This window comes from Pseudomonas sp. NFIX10 (assembly GCF_900111955.1).
Classification (GTDB): Bacteria; Pseudomonadota; Gammaproteobacteria; order Pseudomonadales; family Pseudomonadaceae; genus Aquipseudomonas; species Aquipseudomonas fluorescens_AA.
In genome coordinates this window covers 1-20,320 of the sequence record NZ_FOKH01000050.1, presented here as the reverse complement: position 1 = coordinate 20,320, position 20,320 = coordinate 1, and the positions used below count along the sequence as shown (strand labels likewise).

The 20,320-nt window shown below is 61.3% G+C and carries 22 protein-coding genes; 16 read left to right on the top strand and 6 right to left on the bottom strand.

Features of this window, described 5'->3' with window-relative positions:
* Window positions 1–294 (top strand): transposase (locus BM321_RS28880; RefSeq protein WP_139230569.1); only part of this gene is annotated, 294 nt, incomplete at its 5' end.
* Window positions 295–406: 112 nt separating this feature from the next.
* Here the strand turns inward: BM321_RS28880 and dksA are convergent.
* Window positions 407–850, bottom strand: a complete 444-nt coding sequence (dksA, locus tag BM321_RS28875; protein ID WP_003205639.1) for an RNA polymerase-binding protein DksA — start codon at window positions 848–850, stop codon at window positions 407–409.
* 338 nt (window positions 851–1,188) lie between these two features.
* On the opposite strand from dksA, the gene BM321_RS28870 reads away from it, so the two are divergent.
* On the top strand, window positions 1,189–2,361 hold the full coding sequence (locus BM321_RS28870) for a pyridoxal phosphate-dependent aminotransferase (protein WP_092446404.1): 1,173 nt from the start codon (window positions 1,189–1,191) through the stop codon (window positions 2,359–2,361).
* Window positions 2,361–3,116, top strand: a complete 756-nt coding sequence (gene sfsA, locus BM321_RS28865) for a DNA/RNA nuclease SfsA (protein WP_092446402.1) — start codon at window positions 2,361–2,363, stop codon at window positions 3,114–3,116. The genes BM321_RS28870 and sfsA overlap by 1 nt, the downstream gene beginning before the upstream one ends.
* On the opposite strand, the gene BM321_RS28860 is transcribed toward sfsA, so the two are convergent.
* Window positions 3,072–3,389: a Rieske (2Fe-2S) protein gene (locus BM321_RS28860; RefSeq protein ID WP_092446400.1), complete on the bottom strand. Its 318-nt coding sequence runs from the start codon at window positions 3,387–3,389 to the stop codon at window positions 3,072–3,074. The two genes, sfsA and BM321_RS28860, sit on opposite strands and share 45 nt — an antisense overlap.
* 256 nt (window positions 3,390–3,645) lie before the next feature.
* Here BM321_RS28860 and BM321_RS28855 point away from each other — a divergent pair, with 256 nt between their 5' ends.
* Genes BM321_RS28855 through BM321_RS28840 form a run of 4 tightly spaced genes read left to right on the top strand, consistent with a single transcriptional unit; the run spans window position 3,646 to window position 7,196 of the window.
* Entirely contained in the window at window positions 3,646–4,524 is an 879-nt protein-coding gene (locus tag BM321_RS28855) for a heme/hemin ABC transporter substrate-binding protein (RefSeq protein WP_092446397.1), read from the top strand.
* A 50-nt stretch (window positions 4,525–4,574) separates the two neighbouring features.
* Window positions 4,575–5,558, top strand: a complete 984-nt coding sequence (locus BM321_RS28850) for a FecCD family ABC transporter permease (RefSeq protein WP_175534996.1) — start codon at window positions 4,575–4,577, stop codon at window positions 5,556–5,558.
* The gene (locus BM321_RS28845) at window positions 5,558–6,325 is read left to right on the top strand and encodes a heme ABC transporter ATP-binding protein (protein WP_092333712.1); all 768 of its coding nucleotides are present in this window, start codon (window positions 5,558–5,560) and stop codon (window positions 6,323–6,325) included. Before BM321_RS28850 ends, BM321_RS28845 begins: the two co-directional genes overlap by 1 nt.
* 22 nt (window positions 6,326–6,347) lie before the next feature.
* Complete coding sequence (locus BM321_RS28840; protein WP_175534995.1) at window positions 6,348–7,196, top strand: ChaN family lipoprotein; 849 nt, start codon at window positions 6,348–6,350, stop codon at window positions 7,194–7,196.
* A gap of 223 nt (window positions 7,197–7,419) precedes the next feature.
* Here BM321_RS28840 and BM321_RS28835 read toward each other — a convergent pair whose 3' ends face one another.
* The 3 genes from BM321_RS28835 to BM321_RS28825 all read right to left on the bottom strand — a co-directional run bounded on the left by BM321_RS28835 (window position 7,420) and on the right by BM321_RS28825 (window position 9,905).
* Complete coding sequence (locus BM321_RS28835; protein ID WP_003205623.1) at window positions 7,420–7,692, bottom strand: TfoX/Sxy family protein; 273 nt, start codon at window positions 7,690–7,692, stop codon at window positions 7,420–7,422.
* Window positions 7,693–7,915: 223 nt separating this feature from the next.
* Entirely contained in the window at window positions 7,916–8,257 is a 342-nt protein-coding gene (locus tag BM321_RS28830) for a pentapeptide repeat-containing protein (protein ID WP_060740600.1), read from the bottom strand.
* A gap of 91 nt (window positions 8,258–8,348) precedes the next feature.
* Window positions 8,349–9,905 carry a bifunctional aminoglycoside phosphotransferase/ATP-binding protein gene (locus BM321_RS28825; RefSeq protein ID WP_092446391.1) on the bottom strand — a complete coding sequence of 519 codons (1,557 nt, stop codon included), beginning with the start codon at window positions 9,903–9,905 and terminating at the stop codon, window positions 8,349–8,351.
* Window positions 9,906–10,024: 119 nt separating this feature from the next.
* Here BM321_RS28825 and mrcB point away from each other — a divergent pair, with 119 nt between their 5' ends.
* From mrcB to BM321_RS28810, 3 genes are read left to right on the top strand one after another with little or no spacing between them, the layout of a single operon-like run.
* Entirely contained in the window at window positions 10,025–12,343 is a 2,319-nt protein-coding gene (gene mrcB, locus BM321_RS28820; protein ID WP_092333704.1) for a penicillin-binding protein 1B, read from the top strand.
* Window positions 12,344–12,359: 16 nt separating this feature from the next.
* Window positions 12,360–13,079, top strand: coding sequence for a tetratricopeptide repeat protein (locus BM321_RS28815; protein ID WP_092333702.1), 720 nt, complete (start codon window positions 12,360–12,362; stop codon window positions 13,077–13,079).
* On the top strand, window positions 13,079–13,408 hold the full coding sequence (locus tag BM321_RS28810) for a YqcC family protein (protein WP_092333700.1): 330 nt from the start codon (window positions 13,079–13,081) through the stop codon (window positions 13,406–13,408). The genes BM321_RS28815 and BM321_RS28810 overlap by 1 nt, the downstream gene beginning before the upstream one ends.
* A gap of 6 nt (window positions 13,409–13,414) precedes the next feature.
* Here BM321_RS28810 and BM321_RS28805 read toward each other — a convergent pair whose 3' ends face one another.
* On the bottom strand, window positions 13,415–13,837 hold the full coding sequence (locus tag BM321_RS28805) for a DUF4124 domain-containing protein (protein WP_175459562.1): 423 nt from the start codon (window positions 13,835–13,837) through the stop codon (window positions 13,415–13,417).
* Between the two features lie 401 nt (window positions 13,838–14,238).
* Here BM321_RS28805 and BM321_RS28800 point away from each other — a divergent pair, with 401 nt between their 5' ends.
* The 6 genes from BM321_RS28800 to msrQ all read left to right on the top strand — a co-directional run bounded on the left by BM321_RS28800 (window position 14,239) and on the right by msrQ (window position 20,219).
* Window positions 14,239–15,963 (top strand): acetolactate synthase 3 large subunit, encoded by a 1,725-nt coding sequence (locus tag BM321_RS28800; protein ID WP_060743130.1) that lies wholly within the window; start codon window positions 14,239–14,241, stop codon window positions 15,961–15,963.
* A 2-nt stretch (window positions 15,964–15,965) separates the two neighbouring features.
* Window positions 15,966–16,457 carry an acetolactate synthase small subunit gene (gene ilvN / locus BM321_RS28795; RefSeq protein WP_003205610.1) on the top strand — a complete coding sequence of 164 codons (492 nt, stop codon included), beginning with the start codon at window positions 15,966–15,968 and terminating at the stop codon, window positions 16,455–16,457.
* Window positions 16,458–16,501: 44 nt separating this feature from the next.
* On the top strand, window positions 16,502–17,518 hold the full coding sequence (ilvC, locus tag BM321_RS28790; RefSeq protein WP_024779611.1) for a ketol-acid reductoisomerase: 1,017 nt from the start codon (window positions 16,502–16,504) through the stop codon (window positions 17,516–17,518).
* Window positions 17,519–17,664: 146 nt separating this feature from the next.
* Window positions 17,665–18,510, top strand: a complete 846-nt coding sequence (pssA, locus tag BM321_RS28785) for a CDP-diacylglycerol--serine O-phosphatidyltransferase (RefSeq protein ID WP_092172315.1) — start codon at window positions 17,665–17,667, stop codon at window positions 18,508–18,510.
* Between the two features lie 75 nt (window positions 18,511–18,585).
* Window positions 18,586–19,599, top strand: a complete 1,014-nt coding sequence (msrP, locus tag BM321_RS28780; protein ID WP_092333698.1) for a protein-methionine-sulfoxide reductase catalytic subunit MsrP — start codon at window positions 18,586–18,588, stop codon at window positions 19,597–19,599.
* Window positions 19,599–20,219: a protein-methionine-sulfoxide reductase heme-binding subunit MsrQ gene (msrQ, locus tag BM321_RS28775; protein WP_092446389.1), complete on the top strand. Its 621-nt coding sequence runs from the start codon at window positions 19,599–19,601 to the stop codon at window positions 20,217–20,219. The genes msrP and msrQ overlap by 1 nt, the downstream gene beginning before the upstream one ends.
* Window positions 20,220–20,320: the final 101 nt, after the last annotated feature.

Sequence of the window (20,320 nt, the reverse complement as noted above, 5' to 3'; positions counted from 1 at the left end):
AGAAATGCCGATGCCTTCATCGCTTTTCTGGGCCTAGACCTGCGTATATCGGACTCAGGGAAAAAGAAGGGACGCCGCTGCCTGTCTAAGCGAGGTGACCCAGAGGCCCGTCGATTGATGCATAACGCCGCGATGTCGGCGAGGCGCACAGCGGCATGGAAGGGTTTTTATGAGGCACTAAGGGCCCGGGGACTCAGCACAACCGAAGCATTAGTAGCACTGGCCCGCAAGCTTGCCCGAGTGGTATTCGCCCTGCTGAAGAATCAGAGCGAATACTTACCGAAAGGCATTTAGGGGGTAGCCCTGCACCATAGAATCTCCCACAGGGGGCATCGAAGCTTGGAGAAAATATCGGAAACAAAAAACGGAGCGTATGAACGCTCCGTTTCGATAACAGCCCCGGCGATTACTTGCCGACCTGTTTTTCCTTGATTTCCGCCAGGGTCTTGCAGTCGATGCACAGGTCGGCGGTCGGTCGGGCTTCCAGGCGACGAATGCCGATCTCGATGCCGCAGGACTCGCACCAACCGTACTCTTCGTCCTCGATCAGTTGCAGGGTCTTGTCGATTTTCTTGATGAGCTTGCGCTCACGGTCACGGGCGCGCAGTTCGAGGCTGAACTCTTCTTCCTGACTGGCACGGTCGGCCGGGTCGGGGAAGTTGGCCGCTTCGTCTTTCATGTGATCCACGGTGCGATCGACTTCCTGCATCAAGTCCTGTTTCCACTTGTTCAGGATCTTGGTGAAGTGCGCGCGCATGGGGGCGCCCATATACTCTTCGCCAGCTTGCGGGACGTAAGGCTCAAACCCGCTGAGCGACTGATTTTGATTTTGCTTTGCTTGGGTGGGCATGAATGGACCGCCTCTACTCTTGTAATCCACTACGCAGGATTGCTCCATCACCGACACCTGCCGGCCCTGCGGCTGCAAGCGGGCGAACTTACCAGATCAAATCGGGCCGCGCTACTCCCGGTTGTCGAGCCTGCGGCGGCCGGGGTCTGTAAAACGTGGCCGGGTTCGCTTCGGTGGGGATCTAAACCTGCTCAATGCTTGATTCTAGTCAAGCCTGGGCCAATCGCGGGAGTCATTTCCTGCAATTCGAGGGCTCAGACCGCTTTGGCCTCGCGCGCGTTCCCGCAGTTGTTGCCGAGTTGGGTAGAATCGGTTCTTTTTCCCCTGAAGGAAGGCCAATGGCTCAGCCCTACAGTGCGCGCAGCCGCGCCATCGAACCTTTCCATGTGATGGCGCTGTTGGCGCGCGCCAACGAACTGCAAGCCGCCGGGCATGACGTCATCCACCTGGAGATTGGCGAGCCGGACTTCACCACCGCCGAACCGATCATCCAGGCCGGCCAGGCCGCGCTGACGGCGGGCAAGACCCGCTACACCGCGGCCCGTGGCATTCCCGAGCTGCGCGAAGCCATCTCGGGTTTCTATGGCCAGCGCTACGGGGTAGAGATCGATCCTCGACGCATCATGATCACGCCAGGCGGCTCCGGCGCGTTGCTGCTGACCAGCGCCTTGCTGGTGGACCCGGGCAAGCATTGGCTGCTGGCCGACCCCGGCTATCCGTGCAACCGTCATTTCCTGCGCCTGGTGGAAGGCGCGGCGCAATTGGTGCCTGTGGGGCCGGATGTGCGCTACCAATTGACGCCGGACCTGGTGAACCGTCATTGGGACCAGGACAGCGTCGGTGCGTTGGTGGCCTCGCCAGCGAACCCGACCGGGACGATTCTCACCCGGGACGAACTGGCAGGGTTGTCCAAGGCCATCAAGGGTCACAATGGCCATCTGGTGGTGGACGAGATCTATCACGGCCTGACCTATGGCACCGACGCCGCCAGTGTGCTGGAAGTCGACGACGACGCCTTTGTCCTCAATAGTTTTTCCAAATATTTCGGTATGACCGGCTGGCGGCTGGGCTGGTTGGTGGCCCCTTCGGCGGCCATCGGCGAGCTGGAAAAACTTGCGCAGAACCTCTACATCAGTGCGCCGAGCATGGCCCAGTACGCCGCCCTGGCCTGTTTCGAGCCCGCCACCATCGAAATCTTCGAACAGCGGCGGGCCGAGTTCGCGCTGCGTCGTGACTTTCTGCTGCCGGCCTTGCGGGAGTTGGGCTTCGGTATCGCGGTGGAGCCGCAAGGGGCGTTTTACCTCTATGCCGATATCAGCCCCTTCGGCGGCGATGCCTTTGCGTTCTGCCAGCATTTCCTGGAAACCGAACACGTGGCCTTCACCCCGGGGCTGGATTTCGGCCGTCATCAGGCCAGCCACCATGTGCGGTTCGCCTACACACAGAGCTTGCCGCGGCTACAGGAAGCGGTGGCGCGAATCGAGCGTGGACTGCGGAGCTGGCAAGGCTGATGCGTTTTTCCCCTGCGTTGGAAGAAGGTCGTCTGATTCGACGTTACAAGCGTTTTCTCGCTGATATCGAGACCGTTCACGGCGAACTCCTCACTATTCACTGCCCCAACACCGGCTCGATGCTCAACTGCATGGCTGAAGGCGCGCGCGTCTGGTTCAGTCGCTCCAGCGACCCCAAGCGCAAGTTGCCCGGCACCTGGGAAATCGGCGAAACCCCTCAAGGGCGGCTGGCCTGCATCAATACCGCACGGGCCAACGCCTTGGTCGAAGAAGCCTTGCGCGCCGGGGTCATCAGTGAACTGAACGGGTTCACCGGGCTCAAGCGTGAAGTGGCTTATGGGGTGGAAAACAGCCGCATCGATTTTCGCCTGGACTACGCTCAAGGCTCGGCCTGGGTCGAAGTCAAAAGTGTCACGTTGGGTTTCGATGGCACCCAGGTGGCGGCATTTCCCGATGCGGTCACGCTGCGCGGAGCCAAGCACCTGAGGGAGCTCGCCTGCCTGGCCCGGGAAGGTGTGCGGGCGGTGCAGCTGTATTGCGTGAACCTGAGTGGCATCGAGGCCGTGCGCCCGGCCCACGAGATCGATCCGGTATACGCCGCAGCCCTGCATGATGCGGTGGCGGCGGGGGTGGAAGTGTTGGCCTACGGAGTTACGTTGACGCCCGAGCAGATGTGGGTGGACCGTGCGTTGCCAGTGTTGCTCGAACCGCTACTGTTCGACCCAGATGCCTTGCTCGTCCTCCCGGCTGTCTAGCGCGGTCAGGAACTGACCGGCGCAGGGGCCGGCCACGCATTCACCGCTCTCGATCAGGAACAGCGCGCCGTGAGTGGCGCACTGGATCAGGCTGGCGCTGGGGTCGAGGAACTGGTCGGGTTGCCATTCCAGTGGCACGCCCCGGTGCGGGCAGCGGTTGAGATAGGCATACACCTGACCGGCGCGTCGCACGGCCAGCACCTTGCGCCCATCGAGGTCGAAACCGCGACTGCCGTTGTCGGGCAGTTCGGCGGCGGTACAAAGAAACTTCATGTGTGTCTCTATATATCTGTCGGAGTGAGCCCCTGTGGGAGCGAGCTTGCTCGCGATGACGGCGGCACATTCAACCTCTCAGTGACTGACAGGCCGCTATCGCGAGCAAGCTCGCTCCCATAGGTTTCGTGTGGCAAAAGATCCACCCTTGACGGTCAAATGAAAACAATTATCAAATGGCGCCTCCTTCGCAGGTGGTCGAGGATACTTGGCCCGGCCCGGTCCTGCGAAAAACTTCTTTTGAGGAAGCTGCCCGATGCGCCTGAACATCCGCGTTGTTGCGCTCTGTGTCGCACTGTTGGTCAACCAGGGGGCCAGCGCGGCTGAGTCGCCGCAGCGTTGGGTCAGCGCCGGCGGTGCCTTGTCGGAGTGGATCAGTGCACTGGGGGGCGAGTCGAAACTGGTGGGCGTGGACACCACCAGCCAGCATCCTGAATCCTTGCGGGCCCTGCCCAGCATTGGCTATCAGCGACAATTGTCCGCAGAGGGCATATTGAGCCTGCGTCCGCAGATCCTGGTGGGCACCGAGGAAATGGGGCCGCCACCTGTGCTGGCGCAAATCCGCAGCGCCGGCGTAAAGGTCGAATTGTTCTCGGCCACGCCAGACCTGCCGACCCTGCAGGGCAATTTGCAGCACCTGGGGCAATTGCTGGGGGCGCAGGCCGAGGCGACACGGTTGTTCGACCGTTATCAGGAACAGCTTACCCAGCAGCATGCCCGGGTGACCGAGGCCCAGCGCAAGCAAAAGGCTCCCGGCGTATTACTGTTGGTGGGCAGTTCCGGTGGCAAGCCGCTGGTCGCTGGCAAGGGCACGGCTGCCGATTGGCTGTTACAGCAGGCCGGCGGTCACAACCTGGCGACCCACAGCGGCTATAAATCCTTTTCAGTGGAAACCCTGGCCAGCCTGAATCCTGAAGTGCTGGTCTTCGCCGACCGAGCCTTGAGTGGTGAAGAAGCCCGTGCGGCGTTGTTCAGGGAAAATCCGATCCTTTCCTCGACCCGAGCCGCCAGGGACGGGCGCGTCATGGAGCTCGACCCGACGCTGTTGGTGGGCGGATTGAGCCCGCGGCTGCCGCAAAGCCTGGTGAAACTGACGGCAGGCTTTTATCCGGCTGAGCCGGCCGCGGCGCCATGACTTCGTCGGTCAAGCCACGTACTTTATTTATCGGCCTGAGCCTGCTGTGTTTGCTGGCGACCTGGCTGTCTCTGGCCCTGGGGCCGGTGAGCCTGCCGCTGCTGGACACCTTGCGCGCCGCTTTACGCCTGTTGGGCTTGCCGGTGGCCGCCGATGGCCTGGAGCAGGCCGAACTGATCCTCGGCCAGATCCGTTTGCCGCGGACCCTGCTGGGCTTGGCGGTGGGCGGGGTGTTGGCGTTGTCCGGTGTGGCGATGCAGGGACTGTTCCGTAACCCGCTGGCAGACCCGGGGTTGGTGGGCGTGTCCAGCGGTGCGGCGTTGGGCGCAGCCTTCGCCATTGTCGGTGGCTCGGCGCTGGGCGGGTTGCCCGAAGCCTTCGGCCCTTACGTGTTGTCGTTGTGTGCGTTCCTTGGCGGGCTCGGCGTTACGGCGCTGGTCTATCGCCTCGGCCGCCGCAATGGCCAGACCCATGTCGCGACCATGCTCCTGGCGGGCATTGCCCTGACCGCGCTGTCCGGTTCCGCCGTCGGCCTGTTCACCTACCTGGCGGACGACGCGACCCTGCGCACCCTGACGTTCTGGAACCTGGGCAGTCTCAACGGCGCCAGTTACGCGAGGTTGTGGCCGTTGTTGCTGGTCAGTGCCGGCGTGGCGCTCTGGCTGCCACGCCGGGCCCGGGAGCTCAATGCGCTGTTGCTGGGCGAGTCCGAGGCAGCCCATTTGGGCGTCAACGTCGAAGCCCTCAAGCGTGAGCTGGTGTTTTGTACGGCCCTGGGGGTTGGCGCGGCGGTGGCGGCGGCGGGCATGATCGGTTTCGTCGGGCTGGTGGTGCCGCATCTGGTGCGCCTGGTGGCCGGCCCCGACCACCGTGTGTTGCTGCCCGCTTCAGTGCTGGCGGGGGCAAGCCTGTTGTTGCTCGCCGACCTGGTGGCACGCTTGGCGCTGGCCCCTGCGGAATTGCCGATCGGCATCGTCACGGCCTTCATCGGCGCGCCGTTTTTCCTCTATCTATTGGTACGAGGGCGCGCCTGATGTTGCGAGCACAGGACCTGCACATTCAGCGTGGCCGCAACACCGTGCTGGCGGACATCGATCTGCTGCTCAACCCCGGCGAAGTGCTCGGTGTGCTCGGGCCCAACGGTGCGGGCAAAAGTACCTTGCTGGCGGGCCTGTGTGGCCAATTGCGGCCGAGCCAGGGGCAGGTCTGGCTCGAAGACCGTCCACTGGCCCAATGGCAGGGGGCCGAGCGCGCCCGTCGCCTGGCGGTCTTGCCACAGTCCTCGACCCTGGATTTTGCCTTTCGCGTCGAGGAAGTCGTCGGCATGGGGCGCCTGCCGCATCAGAGTGGTCGGTTGCGCGACGAGCAGATCGTCGCCGCGGCGCTGCAAGCGGCAGACGCCGCGCATCTGCACGGTCGCAGTTACCTGGCGTTGTCCGGCGGCGAACGCCAGCGGGTGCATCTGGCACGGGTGTTGGCGCAGTTGTGGCCGGGTGAAGCGGGGCAGACCCTGTTGCTGGACGAGCCGACCTCGATGCTCGATCCGCTGCATCAGCACACCATCCTCCAGGCGGTGCGTGAATTCGCCGGTCGCGGCGCCGCCGTGCTGGTGATCCTGCATGACCTGAACCTGGCGGCGCGTTACTGTGATCGCCTGTTGCTGCTCGCGTCCGGTCGACCGGTGGCCCTGGACACGCCCCGGCACGTACTGCGCCCGGAACCGCTCAAGGCGGTGTTTGGCCTGGACGTGCTGGTGCAAGACCATCCGGAGCGCGGGCATCCATTGATCATCGCCCGTTGAGGGCGCCCTGGAGGATACGGACGTGCGCCTGCTCCTGATGCTGGCATTGAGTGTACTGACGGCGTGCCAGAGCATCGCCCCGCCCCCGCTCGGTGGACGGATCCGTGATTTGCACAACGGCCAGGCCGTGACGCCCCAGGCGCTGGTCGAACGCCTGGCAAAGGCGCCTCGGGTGGTAGTGGGGGAGCGGCACGACAATCCCGATCATCACGCGCTGCAGCAATGGCTGCTCCAGGCCTTGGCCGGCCAGCGGGCCCAGGGCAGCCTGTTGCTGGAAATGCTCACCCCCTCCCAACAGCCACGCGTTGATTCGGTCCGCCAGCTGCCCGTCTTGCCCAAGGACCTGCCCGACGCGTTGGCCTGGTCCCCCGGCTGGGATTGGAGCCTGTACGGACCCATCGTCGAGTTTGCCCTGGCCCAACGCTATCCATTGCTGGCCGCCAATCTGGACGTCGCCGAGATCCAGCGTTTCTACCGACAAGCGCCCAGCTTGATGGGTGCTCGCGCCAATGCCGCCACGGTGAAGGACGCGTTGCTGGGACAGATCCGTGAATCCCACTGCGGTTTGCTGCCGGAGTCGCAAATGCCACCCATGCTGGCCGTGCAGCAACAGCGTGACCGGCGCATGGCCGAACGCCTGCTGCAAGCGCCGGCACCGGCATTGTTGTTCGTGGGCGCCTGGCATGGGCGAAAAGATCTCGGCGTGCCGCTGCACGCGTTGGACCTCGGCGCCAGCGAGGCACCGATTGTCCTGATGTTGGCCGAGGAGGGCAGTGACGTGACGTCGGCCATGGCGGACTACGTGTGGTACACCCCGGCCATGCCGCCCCAGGATTATTGTGCGCAGATGCGCGAACACATCGGTAAGTGATATCGCAGGCAAAAAAAAAGACCCGGCAAGAGCCGGGTCAAATAACCGTGATTAGCCTGATGAGGAGATATCTGAAAGTCCGAACCAAGGGCTGTTCAAATATCGGCCAGTCTCGCGACTGGATGTGGTAATCATAGCGATTCTCATTACCATGTCAAACATTGTTTTTGCGATTTGTCGAAATAACCTCGCGGCCAGAGTTCGCACTGCAAATGAAAGGGGCTCAGGCTTTGTGACGCGTCGAAATGGCGTCCAGCTGTTTATTCAGGGCTTCCTTGCGTTCAGCGGGGATGTCATTCCAATGCACATCCATCAACGCACCCTCAATGGCGTACAGCAACACCTTGGACGCCCGGAAGCCGCGCGTGCGCACGGCGCGATAGGCGTCCACCGCCCCGAGCCGGCGTAGATCGGAAGCACTGTGGATACCCACGGCGTGCAGCCACTGGGCCGATGTCTTGCCCAGATTCTTCAGGTGTTGCAGTTCATCATTCATCGAGCCTCCTTGCGACGGCCGACTGGTGCGGTGGGCAAGCTTCTGAGCAGTGTAGCGGTCAGTAGGAAAAGCGTGATTCTTTGGTGGGATTCGATGCAAAAGCTTCTAATGCATTACGCACGATGGGGAGGGAAAAGGCTGCATTCTCCAGCGCAAGCGGGGGCGCTGGAGGTCCGTTCGGTCGTGACGGGGCCGCGCGTCGGCCGGCCCGGTTCAGGCACTGTCAGCGGGTGCGGTAGCGCAGCCGGGTGCCGAAGTTCATCGACATCAGGATTTCATCCGCAGACAGTTCGGGCGGAAAGTAGGCGCCGGATATCTGCGCATGGGCCAGGCTCGCGCCCTCCAGCGACGACTTGCGAAAATCGATGCCGCGCAAATCGGCGGAGCGGAAGTAGGCGTCGCTGAAGTCAACGTCGTCCGCGTTCAGTTCCCGCAGGTCAAGGCCTCGAAAATCGCCGCCGCGCATGTCGACCGGACCTTGTGGGCGTTCGCTGTTGAACCCGGCGATATCATCTTTGCGCAGCAAGGCATAAAGCGGGGTACCGAGAAGTTTGGGAAGGCTCATTTCATATCACCTGATGGTTTTATGACGCCAGTATAGTGCCACTATTTGGCGGCCGTGAAGCCGGACATCGCTTCACGGCCGAAATAGTGATCTAGAGGCCTGGCAGGCGCTGGCGGATCTGCGCGACCACGATGTCGAGCGTACCGCTTTCGTTGGTTTGGACCCGTTTGCTGCAGAGAATTTCCGCCGGGGTCAGGGCTTCACGGCTGGACTGTTGCGCGGCGATGACTGCCAGGTTCGCATCGGAGGGGTCTTGTTGGTCGGCCTGGCGCTGTGCCAGCCGGCTTTCGATGACCGCTTGCGGCGCGTCGCAGTCGAGGATCAGGAACGGAGCGCCCGTGGCCTCGGCGACTTTTGCCGCGGCGTCGCGCTGATCGTGTTTGAGGTAGGTGGCGTCGATCACTACCGGGAATCCGGCGCGCAGGATCCCCGCGGCGACTTCATGCAGGCGGGCGTAGGTGGCGCTGCTGGCGTCGTTGTTATAGATGCCGGCTTGTGGATCGTTGGGAACCTGTTGCTGGCCGAAGAGGCGTTTGCGCTCCACGTCCGAACGCAGGCGAATGGCGCCCAGTGCCTCTACCAGGCGCATCGCGACGTGGCTTTTGCCAACGGCCGAAACACCGTGGGTGATGGCCAGGAAAGGCGAAGGAATGGTGCTGTAGCTTTCGGCCAAGTTGGCGTAGTTGCGGTATTGGCGCAGGGTGGTGGCGCGCTGCACCGGATCGGCTTCGGCCGGCATGCTGAACAGCGCGACTTTTGCCCGGACGAGGGCGCGGTAGGCTTTATAGAAGTTCAGCAGCTCCAGGCCCTGGTAGTCGCCGGTCAGTTCCAGGTACTGGCTGACGAAACGCCGCGCCAGGGACTTGAGACCACGGTCCTCCAGGTCCATCGCCAGGAAGCCGGTGTCGGCGTAGACGTCGGTGAAACGGAACGGTTCGTTGAACTCGATGCAGTCGAAAATCACCACCTTGCCGTCGATCACGGTGGCGTTGCCCAGGTGGATATCGCCGTGGCATTCACGGATGAAGCCTTCGGCCTTGCGCTGGGCGAGCAGCGGCTTGAGGCGTTCGAAACTGCTTTCGGCCCAGGCTTGCAACGCTTCGAGTTGCAGCAGATCGGCCTTGTCGTTGAGGAACGGGCGGATCTGTTCGAAGTTCTGCAGCACCGGCGCCATGACGCTTTGCGGGGTACCGGCGGCGTTTTCGGCGGGCACCTTGGGCGTGGAGAGGTGGAACTGGGCGATCTGGGCGGCCATCTCGTCGATGTGCGCGGTGGTCAGTTCGCCGTTGGCTTGCAACGTGCTGAGCAATTGGCTTTGTGGGAACTGACGCATCTTCAGGGCGTATTCGATGGCCGGACCGTCGCCACCCAGTTGTGGGGCTTCGACGCTACCGGTAATCGGCAGCACGTCCAGGTACAGGTCTTGGGTCAGGCGCTGGTTCAGGCGCAACTCTTCGCCGCAGAAATGCTGGCGCGCCTCGAGGCTGGTGAAATCGAGGAAACCGAAGTTGACCGGCTTTTTGAGTTTGTAGGCGTATGGCCCGGTGAGCAATACCCAGGAAATGTGGGTTTCGATGACCTGGAACGCTTCGACGGGATGCGGGTAGAGGGCCGGGTTTTGCAGGGCGGCGATCAGGGATTGGCTCACGGGCGGTCCTTCAGAGTCTGGGAAAATTCAAGGCCGTCATTATGGCGGCAAGCCGCGCTAACGCAAACCGCATGGCGGGCTCATGTTGAACCGCGGCAAAGTGCGTATAATCCGCCGCCATGACTCGTACCCGATCCCCCCGTACCCCCAAGAAACCACCCGCCAGCCGCCTGCGGCCCTGGCTGGGGTGGGCCCTTAAACTCAGCCTGGTGGGCCTCGTCGTGCTCGCCGGTTTTGCGGTCTATCTCGATGCCGTGGTCCAGGAGAAATTCTCCGGCAAGCGCTGGACCATCCCGGCCAAGGTCTATGCCCGGCCGTTGGAGCTGTTCGTCGGACAAAAGCTGAGCAAGGACGACTTCCTGACCGAACTCGATGCCTTGGGTTATCGCCGTGAAAGCGTGGCCAATGGCCCGGGTGCGGCCTCGGTCAACGGCAATACCATCGACCTCAACACCCGTGGTTTCCAGTTCTATGAAGGCATGGAGCAGGCGCAACCGGTGCGGGTGCGTTTTTCCGGTGACTATGTGGCTGCGCTCACCGGCGCCAACAACGCGAGCCTGTCGGTGGTGCGTCTTGAGCCGTTGCTCATTGGTGGCCTGTACCCCAAGAACCTCGAAGACCGGATCCTGATCAAGATCGACCAGGTACCGCCGTTCCTGCTCGACACGCTGATTGCCGTCGAAGACCGCGACTTCTACCATCACTTCGGCGTCTCGCCCAAGTCGATCGCCCGGGCTATCTGGGTCAACACGTCCTCGGGGCATATGCGCCAGGGCGGCAGTACCCTGACCCAACAGTTGGTCAAGAACTTCTACCTGACCAACGAGCGCAGCCTGACTCGCAAGCTCACCGAAGCCATGATGGCGCTGTTGCTGGAGCTGCACTACGACAAGCAGGAGATTCTGGAGGCGTACCTCAACGAGGTCTTCGTCGGCCAGGACGGCCAGCGGGCGGTGCACGGTTTCGGCCTTGCCAGCCAGTTCTTCTTCAGCCAGCCGCTGTCCGAGCTCAAGCTGCATCAGGTGGCGTTGCTGGTGGGCATGGTCAAGGGGCCGTCTTCCTACAACCCGCGTCGTAATCCGGAACGTGCCCTCGAGCGGCGCAACCTGGTGCTCGACCTGCTGCAACAACAAGGTGTGGCGACGGCCGAGCAAGTCGAAGCCGCGAAAAAGATGCCGTTGGGCGTGACCAAGCGTGGCAGCCTGGCGGACAGTTCGTTCCCCGGCTTCATGGACCTGGTCAAGCGTCAGCTACGGGAAGACTACCGAGACGAAGACTTGACCGAAGAAGGCCTGCGCATCTTCACCAGTTTCGACCCGATCCTGCAGATGAAGGCCGAAGCCTCGGTCGAGGACACCTTCAAACGGCTGGGCGGACGCAAGGGCGCCGACGAAGTCGAAGCGGCCATGGTGGTGACCAACCCGGAAACCGGCGAAGTCCAAGCCATGATCGGCAGTCGCCAGGCCAGTTTCGCCGGCTTCAACCGGGCCCTGGATGCGGTGCGTCCGATTGGCTCGCTGATCAAGCCGGCGGTGTACCTCACCGCCTTGGAGAAACCGAGCCAGTACACGCTGACCAGTTGGCTGTCGGACGAGGCGTTCTCGGTCAAGGGCGCGGATGGCCAGGTCTGGAAACCGCAGAACTATGATCGTCGTTCCCACGGCACGGTGTTCCTCTATCAGGGGTTGGCGCATTCCTACAACCTGTCGACGGCTCGCCTCGGGCTGGAAGTCGGCGTGCCGAATGTACTCAAGACCCTCGCGCGTCTAGGAGTAAGCCGCGAACTGCCGGCCTTCCCGTCGATGTTGCTGGGGGCGGGTGGGCTGACGCCGATAGAAGTGGCGGCGATGTACCAGACGCTGGCCAACGGCGGTTTCAATACGCCGATGCGCGGGATCCGCAGCGTGCTGACCGCCGATGGCGAGCCGCTCAAGCGTTATCCGTTCCAGATCCAGCAGCGCTTCGATCCGGCCTCCATTTATCTGATCCAGAGTGCGATGCAGCGGGTCATGCGTGAAGGCACCGGCAGTTCGGTTTATAACGTGCTGCCCCGGACCCTGACCCTGGCGGGCAAGACCGGGACCAGTAACGACTCGCGCGACAGCTGGTTCGCCGGTTTCAGCCAGGACTTGTTGGCGGTGGTCTGGCTCGGACGCGATGACAACGGCAAGACCCCGTTCACCGGTGCCACTGGCGCGTTGCAGGTCTGGACCAGTTTCATGCGCAAGGCCGACCCGCTGCCGCTGGACATGCCGCAACCGGACAACATCGTTCAGGCTTGGGTCGATTCGCGTACTGGTCAAGGCTCCGACGCCAATTGTCCGGGCGCCGTACAGATGCCGTATATTCGCGGCAGCGAACCGCCACCCGGTGCAGCCTGTGGCGGCACGAATCCCGCCGAATCGGTGATGGATTGGGTCAAGGACTGGATGAATTAAGCAAAGAGGGTTTCAAGTGAACAAGTGGTTGATTCCAGCGGTAACGGCCGTGGCTTTGCTCAGTGGTTGCTCTACCGTACAACGCGGTTCGATTCCGGTCGTTGACGCCGGCACGGCTGTGTCCAACAGCGAGCGGGTTTCGGCCAACGGCGGTTTCCGTCAAACGACGGTGAAGCGTCCGGTGCAGGGCCAGGTCCAGGCGATTCCGCAGGGCGACACCGGTGTCGTCGTGATGGTGCCCGGCGGTGGTGCGACAACCTCGGCGCCGATCAGCAGCACGCCGATCACGCCGGGCCCGATCACGCCAGGGCCTATCGAAACTTCGCCGATCGATCAGGGCAGCTACAGCATGCCTTCGACGCCGAGCAGCGTCCCGTCGGCAAGTTCAGGTGGTTTGTCCGCCGATGAACAACTGGACGGCCCGGTGCTGGCCCTGTTGACCACGGCGCAACAGCAACAGGCCGGCGGTGACCTCAACGGTGCGTCCTCCAGCCTGGAGCGTGCCCAGCGTGTAGCGCCGCGCGAACCCCAGGTGCTCTATCGCCTGGCCCAGGTGCGCATGGCCCAGGGCGATGCGCCGCAAGCCGAACAACTGGCTCGCCGTGGCCTGACATTCTCCAGTGGTCGCCCGGCGCTTCAGGCCAGCCTGTGGGAATTGATCGCCCAGGCCCGTGAGAAACAAGGCGACTCCGCTGGCGCGGCGCTGGCCCGTCAAAAGGCCAAGGTTTCGCTCTGATGGATAGACGTTTTCCCCAAATCGCCGATCAGTTGCTGCTGATTGAGCGGGAGCTGCGGGTCCAGGGCTGGTGGAGCGAGGTATCGCCTTCGGCCGAGGCGCTGGCCAGTGTTGAGCCGTTCGCGGTCGACACCCTGGATTTCGAGCAGTGGTTGCAATGGATTTTCCTGCCCAGGATGAAAGCCATCCTGGAAAACGACCTGCCGCTGCCCAACGCCTCGGGCATCCTGGCCATGGCCGAGATGGTCTATGCCCAGCGACCCGGGCAGGGCGTGGAATTGCAGCGGCTGTTGGCGCAGTTCGATCAGATGATCAGCAACGTCGGCTGACCCACGCTACTGGCAGTGCTCATCGATCTGCTTGCGGGTTTCCTCGATGCGCTGGCGCCGCTCTTCGTCATTGAGGCGGCGCATTTCCCCTTCCACGTCTTCACGTACCCGCGGGTTGTTCTGTAGCTGCGCCAGGTTGGTCCTGGCCTGCTCGCAAAATGCCTTGAGCTGGGCTTCCTGCTCGGCAATCTGTTTCTTGACCTCTTTATCGATCGCCTTCTGGTCGCCAATGACGCCACCGGAAGGAGGCGCGGGCGGTTTGGCGACGGATGGCGAGGACTTGATCACGGTCGTGGCCTCGGCGTCCTGGGGCGGCTGGGATCCGAAGTGGGTGACACCTTGGGCATCCACCCATTTGTAGACCTGAGCGGCCATGCATATCGGGCTCAGGCCAACCAGCAGGCTGGCCGTCAAGAAGATCATTCGCATGCTGTTTCCTTGTCTTGGGTTGCGCAATTGAAGCTAACACAGTTGCCGTTTAAGGGTTTTTTCTTGCGTTCTCATGCGCTTACTTCGAATAAAGCACATAGACGACTTGACTTGAAGGAGGCGAAACAGAAGAATCCAAAGTCCGCTGTAGAGGGACTGCCAGAAGCAGACCCACTCGGCAGATCATGAGGCGCACATCCGCGCCGACCTGTTACACCCGCAACGCGTTACCTCGCGCTGGGTGGGAAAGGCCCGCAACACTTGGGACGATCCCAATACTTGCTCAGTCAGTGCTGACGTAGTCGGCGACCACCGTCGCTCATGCTCTGCCGAGAAGTAAACCTATTAAGACCCGTCCCCTTTTTGTGGGTCGGTATTCTGGCGTTTTAGAGGTGAACAACGTGGAGCTTTTATCTGGCGGTGAGATGCTCGTCCGCTTTTTGCGTGACGAAGGCGTCAAATATATCTACGGGTACCCTGGTGGTGCTCTTCTTCATGTCTACGATGCCCTGTTCAAAGAACCGGAAGTGACCCACATCCTGGTTCGTCATGAGCAGGCGGCCACCCATATGGCTGATGGTTATGCCCGTGCTACCGGCAAGGCCGGCGTGGTCCTGGTGACTTCCGGTCCTGGCGCCACGAACGCCATCACCGGTATCGCCACCGCGTACATGGACTCCATCCCGATGGTGATCATCTCCGGCCAGGTGCCCAGCACCATGGTGGGCACCGATGCGTTCCAGGAAACCGACATGATCGGTATTTCCCGGCCGATCGTGAAGCACAGCTTCATGATCAAGCACGCGTCGGAAATCCCGGAAGTCATGAAGAAGGCTTTCTACCTGGCTGAATCCGGTCGTCCGGGCCCGGTCGTGGTCGATGTCCCGAAAGACATGACCAACCCGGCCGAGAAGTTCGAATACATCTTCCCGAAAAAAGCCAAGCTGCGTTCCTACAGTCCGGCGGTCCGTGGTCACTCCGGGCAGATCCGCAAGGCAGCCGAAATGCTGCTGGCGGCCAAGCGCCCTGTGTTGTACTCCGGTGGTGGCGTGATCCTCGGCGGTGGCTCCGCGCCGCTGACTGAATTGGCAAAAATGCTCAACCTGCCGGTCACCAATACGCTGATGGGCCTGGGTGCGTTCCCAGGCACCGACCGTCAGTTCATCGGCATGCTCGGCATGCACGGCAGCTACACCGCCAACCTGGCGATGCACCACGCCGATGTGATCCTGGCGGTCGGCGCGCGTTTCGACGACCGTGTGATCAACGGCCCGGCGAAGTTCTGCCCGAACGCCAAGATCATCCATATCGACATCGATCCGGCGTCCATCTCCAAGACCATCAAGGCAGACGTGCCGATTGTCGGTCCCGTCGAGAGCGTGCTGACCGAAATGGTCGCCATCCTCAAGGAAATCGGCGAGGTTCCGAACAAGGAGTCCGTGGCCAGCTGGTGGAAGCAAGTCGATGAATGGCGCGGCGATCGCGGCTTGTTCCCTTATGACAAGGGCGACGGCAGTGTGATCAAGCCGCAGACCGTGATCGAAACCCTGTGCGAAGTGACCAAGGGCGATGCCTTTGTGACCTCCGACGTGGGTCAGCACCAGATGTTCGCCGCGCAGTACTACAAGTTCGACAAACCCAACCGCTGGATCAACTCCGGTGGCCTGGGCACCATGGGCTTCGGTTTCCCGGCGGCCATGGGGATCAAGTTGAGCTTCCCGGATGCCGACGTCGCCTGCGTCACCGGCGAGGGCAGCATCCAGATGAACATCCAGGAACTGTCCACCTGCCTGCAGTACGGTTTGCCGGTGAAGATCGTGATCCTGAACAACGGTGTGTTGGGAATGGTTCGCCAGTGGCAGGACATGAGCTACGGCAGCCGCCACTCGCACTCCTACATGGAATCGCTGCCTGATTTCGTCAAGCTGGCGGAGGCCTACGGTCACGTTGGCGTGCGCATCACCGAATCGAAGGATTTGAAGTCGAAGATGGAGGAAGCGTTCGCCATGAAGGATCGCCTGGTGGTGATCGATATTGCGGTCGACACCAGCGAGCACGTCTACCCGATGCAGATCAAAGACGGCTCCATGCGCGATATGTGGCTGAGCAAGACGGAGCGTACCTAATCATGCGACACATTATTTCCTTGCTTCTGGAAAACGAACCGGGTGCGCTGTCTCGTGTTGTAGGCCTGTTCTCGCAGCGCAACTACAACATTGAAAGCCTGACCGTTGCGCCAACCGAAGACCCGACCCTGTCGCGTCTGACGCTGACCACCGTGGGGCACGATGAAATCATCGAGCAGATCACCAAGAACCTGAACAAGCTGATCGAGGTGGTCAAGCTGGTGGACCTGTCGGAAAGCGCTCACATCGAGCGTGAACTGATGCTGGTCAAGGTCAAGGCCACCGGCGCCCAGCGCGCCGAGATCAAACGTACTACCGATATTTATCGTGGGCAGATCGTCGATGTCAGCGCCAGCGTCTATACCGTTCAGTTGACCGGTACCAGCGACAAGCTCGACAGCTTCATTCAATCGATCGGCACTGCCTCGATTCTGGAAACCGTACGCAGTGGCGTCACCGGGATTGCCCGTGGCGACAAAGTACTGAGCATCTAACCAAATTAGCGAATGGCCTGAACGGCCGGATATAGGGGAAATTCATGAAAGTTTTCTACGATAAAGACTGCGACCTGTCGATCATCCAGGGCAAGAAAGTCGCCATCATCGGCTACGGTTCCCAAGGTCACGCTCAGGCGTGCAACCTGAAAGATTCCGGCGTTGACGTGACTGTCGGCCTGCGTAAAGGCTCGGCCACCGTTGCCAAGGCCGAGGCCCACGGCCTGAAAGTGGCTGACGTGGCTTCCGCTGTTGCCGCTGCCGACCTGGTCATGATCCTGACTCCGGACGAGTTCCAGGGCGCCCTGTATCGCGACGAAATCGAACCGAACATCAAGAAGGGCGCGACCCTGGCCTTCTCCCACGGTTTCTCGATCCATTACAACCAGGTCGTGCCGCGTGCTGACCTCGATGTGATCATGATCGCGCCGAAGGCCCCGGGCCACACCGTGCGTTCCGAGTTCGTGAAAGGCGGCGGTATCCCTGACCTGATCGCGATCTACCAGGATGCTTCGGGCAACGCCAAGAACGTGGCCCTGTCCTACGCCGCTGGCGTGGGTGGCGGTCGTACCGGCATCATCGAAACCACCTTCAAGGACGAGACCGAAACCGACCTGTTCGGCGAACAAGCCGTTCTGTGCGGTGGTACCGTCGAGCTGGTGAAAGCCGGTTTCGAAACCCTGGTCGAAGCGGGCTACGCGCCAGAAATGGCTTACTTCGAGTGCCTGCACGAACTGAAGCTGATCGTTGACCTCATGTACGAAGGCGGTATCGCCAACATGAACTACTCGATCTCCAACAACGCCGAATACGGCGAGTACGTGACCGGTCCGGAAGTGATCAACGCCGAATCCCGTCAGGCCATGCGCAACGCCCTGAAACGTATCCAGGACGGCGAATACGCCAAGATGTTCATCAGCGAAGGCGCCACCGGCTATCCTTCGATGACCGCCAAGCGTCGCAACAACGCTGCGCACGGTATCGAAATCATCGGTGAGCAACTGCGTTCGATGATGCCGTGGATCAGCGCCAACAAGATCGTCGACAAAGCCAAGAACTAAGTCGCGAACTCGAGTCGAAAAACGCGGCCCTGGCCGCGTTTTTTCGTTTGGGCGATGGCTTCTGGTATAAAGCTGCATCGTTTGCGGCCGAACCGTCGTCCCAGACATCTGTCGAATTTTTTTCACACCGTTGCAAGGTATTGCCCATGAGCGAACGTCCCGACGAGCCAAGCCAGGCTCCTGACGCCGAAAGCCTGTTGCCCATCGATGAGCACATCGAAGAAGGCCATGACGCTGAAGGCCGTAAGGTCCGGCATCGTGGCATCTATCTGCTGCCGAACCTGTTCACCACCGCGAACCTGTTCGCCGGTTTCTATTCCATCATCAACTCCATGAGTGCCCAGGCTGCCTTGAGCGCCGGTGATAGCGCAGGGGCGAGCCGTTACTTCGCCTTCGCCGCCATTGCCATCTTCGTCGCCATGGTGCTCGATGGCCTGGACGGGCGCGTCGCCCGCATGACCAATACCCAGAGCGCGTTCGGCGCCGAGTACGATTCACTGTCCGACATGGTCGCTTTTGGCGTGGCTCCCGCCTTGCTGGCGTTCGGCTGGGCGCTGGGGGACATGGGCAAGGTCGGCTGGATGGTTGCCTTCATCTATGTGGCGGGTGCGGCGTTGCGCCTGGCTCGTTTCAACACCCAGGTTGGCAAGGCTGACAAACGTTACTTCATCGGTCTGGCCAGTCCGGCGGCGGCGGGTGTCGTGGCCGGTGTGGTCTGGGCATTCAGCGACTACGGCATCCAGGGTTCGAAAATGTCGTTCCTGGTAGCGCTGCTGGTTGCCGCGGCCGGGATGCTGATGGTCAGCAACATCAAGTACAACAGCTTCAAGGAGCTGGATCTGAAGGGCCGTGTGCCATTCGTGGCGATTCTGGCGGTGGTGCTGGTATTCGCGGTGGTGTTCAGTGATCCGCCGCGTATCCTGCTGCTGGTATTCCTCGCCTATGCCGCTTCCGGCCCGGTGCAATATTTGTTGCGTCTTCGCCGACGCTAAACGTTGCCTTAATGTAATTTCCCCCATACTCCGCAGTCTATTGGTGCATCTGCCCTCCAATACTGCGGAGTTGTCATGCTGATCAAGATCCCCAAGTCGTCCGACTGCCGTGAATCGGACGTCACGCCCGAATCCCTCTACCTATCCCGTCGTCAGATGCTCGGTGCAACCATGGCGGGTCTCGCCGTGAGCAGCTTGCCGCGCTGGGCCAGCGCTGCCGAAGCGGCGCGTTATGCCGAGGTCGAGCCGGGCAAGGCGCCGTCCTGGTTTGCCGAGAAATTGCCTTCCGTCCAGTGGGAGGCGGTCACGGTCAAGAACGAGCCCATCACACCGTTCAAGGATGCGACCCATTACAACAACTTCTATGAGTTCGGGACTGACAAAGGGGACCCGGCAGCCAATGCCGGCTCCTTGAAGACCGAGCCTTGGAGCGTGGTCGTGGACGGGGAGGTGGGTAAGCCGGGGCGCTATGGGTTGGAAGACTTCATGAAGCCTTATCAGCTGGAAGAGCGGATTTATCGACTGCGCTGTGTCGAAGCCTGGTCGATGGTCATTCCGTGGATCGGTTTTCCCATCTCGGCATTGCTCAAGCAGGTCGAGCCGACCTCCAAGGCCAAGTACATCCGCTTCGAAACCTTGCAGGACCCCAAGGTCATGCCGGGGCAGCGTTCCGGTTTCGCCTTGATCGACTGGCCGTATGTGGAAGGCTTGCGATTGGACGAGGCGATGAACCCGCTGGCCATCCTCGCGGTTGGGATGTACGGGCGGGAGTTGCCGAATCAGAACGGCGCGCCGCTGCGCTTGGTAGTCCCGTGGAAGTACGGTTTCAAAAGTGTGAAGTCCATTGTGCGCATCAGTCTGGTGAGCGAGCAGCCAAAGACCACCTGGCAGAGCATTGCGTCTGATGAGTACGGCTTTTATGCCAACGTCAATCCAACGGTCGATCACCCGCGCTGGACCCAGGCACGTGAACGTCGTTTGCCGAGTGGGCTGTTCAGTCCCAATGTGCGCGATACGCTGATGTTCAACGGCTATCAGGATGAAGTCGCTTCTTTATATGCAGGGATGGACCTGAGGAAGGACTACTGATGCGTTTTCCAGTCTGGCGAATGAGCGTCTTCATCGCCGCGGCAGTCTGGCCGTTGCTCTGGCTTTACGAAGCCTTGATGAATGCGTTGGGCCCTGACCCGGGCAAAGTGCTGGTGGATCGGCTCGGGTTGGGGACGCTGATTTTGCTGCTGATCACCTTGAGCATGACGCCGTTGCAAAAATTGACGGGGTGGGCGGGGTGGATTGCGGTCCGGCGCCAGTTGGGGTTGTGGTGCTTTGCTTATGTGGTGCTGCATTTAAGCGGGTATGCGGCGTTCATACTGGGGTTCGACTGGTCGCAGTTGGGCGTCGAGCTGAGCAAGCGGCCTTACATTATCGTTGGGGCGCTTGGGTTTCTCGGCTTGCTGGCGCTGGCGGTCACATCCAATCGCTACAGTCAGCGCCGACTCGGCGTGCGCTGGAAGAAATTGCATCGCCTGGTGTATCTGATTCTGGGGCTTGGGCTGCTGCATATGCTGTGGATCGTGCGGGCCGATTTGAAGGAGTGGTCGATATACGCCTTTATCGGGGCCGTACTGTTGATGCTCAGAGTCCCGCCGGTTATGCGCCGGATCCCGCGTTTGCTGGGTAGGAAAGTCCCTTCTGCAACAAAAGCGTAATTAAGGGTTGACGGCAGATTCTGGACGTCTATAATTCGCCCCACTTCCGGCGCAGTCGAAACGGAAAACTCCTTGAGATTCAACGAGTTAAATAGGTTTCG

Excerpts from the sequence above, each read along its gene's own strand:
- dksA (WP_003205639.1), bottom strand. The coding sequence starts at position 850 with ATGCCCACCCAAGCAAAGCAAAATCAAAATCAGTCGCTCAGCGGGTTT.
- BM321_RS28870 (WP_092446404.1), top strand. The coding sequence starts at position 1,189 with ATGGCTCAGCCCTACAGTGCGCGCAGCCGCGCCATCGAACCTTTCCAT.
- sfsA (WP_092446402.1), top strand. The coding sequence starts at position 2,361 with ATGCGTTTTTCCCCTGCGTTGGAAGAAGGTCGTCTGATTCGACGTTAC.
- BM321_RS28860 (WP_092446400.1), bottom strand. The coding sequence starts at position 3,389 with ATGAAGTTTCTTTGTACCGCCGCCGAACTGCCCGACAACGGCAGTCGC.
- BM321_RS28855 (WP_092446397.1), top strand. The coding sequence starts at position 3,646 with ATGCGCCTGAACATCCGCGTTGTTGCGCTCTGTGTCGCACTGTTGGTC.
- BM321_RS28845 (WP_092333712.1), top strand. The coding sequence starts at position 5,558 with ATGTTGCGAGCACAGGACCTGCACATTCAGCGTGGCCGCAACACCGTG.
- BM321_RS28835 (WP_003205623.1), bottom strand. The coding sequence starts at position 7,692 with ATGAATGATGAACTGCAACACCTGAAGAATCTGGGCAAGACATCGGCC.
- BM321_RS28830 (WP_060740600.1), bottom strand. The coding sequence starts at position 8,257 with ATGAGCCTTCCCAAACTTCTCGGTACCCCGCTTTATGCCTTGCTGCGC.
- mrcB (WP_092333704.1), top strand. The coding sequence starts at position 10,025 with ATGACTCGTACCCGATCCCCCCGTACCCCCAAGAAACCACCCGCCAGC.
- BM321_RS28810 (WP_092333700.1), top strand. The coding sequence starts at position 13,079 with ATGGATAGACGTTTTCCCCAAATCGCCGATCAGTTGCTGCTGATTGAG.
- BM321_RS28805 (WP_175459562.1), bottom strand. The coding sequence starts at position 13,837 with ATGCGAATGATCTTCTTGACGGCCAGCCTGCTGGTTGGCCTGAGCCCG.
- ilvN (WP_003205610.1), top strand. The coding sequence starts at position 15,966 with ATGCGACACATTATTTCCTTGCTTCTGGAAAACGAACCGGGTGCGCTG.
- ilvC (WP_024779611.1), top strand. The coding sequence starts at position 16,502 with ATGAAAGTTTTCTACGATAAAGACTGCGACCTGTCGATCATCCAGGGC.
- pssA (WP_092172315.1), top strand. The coding sequence starts at position 17,665 with ATGAGCGAACGTCCCGACGAGCCAAGCCAGGCTCCTGACGCCGAAAGC.
- msrP (WP_092333698.1), top strand. The coding sequence starts at position 18,586 with ATGCTGATCAAGATCCCCAAGTCGTCCGACTGCCGTGAATCGGACGTC.
- msrQ (WP_092446389.1), top strand. The coding sequence starts at position 19,599 with ATGCGTTTTCCAGTCTGGCGAATGAGCGTCTTCATCGCCGCGGCAGTC.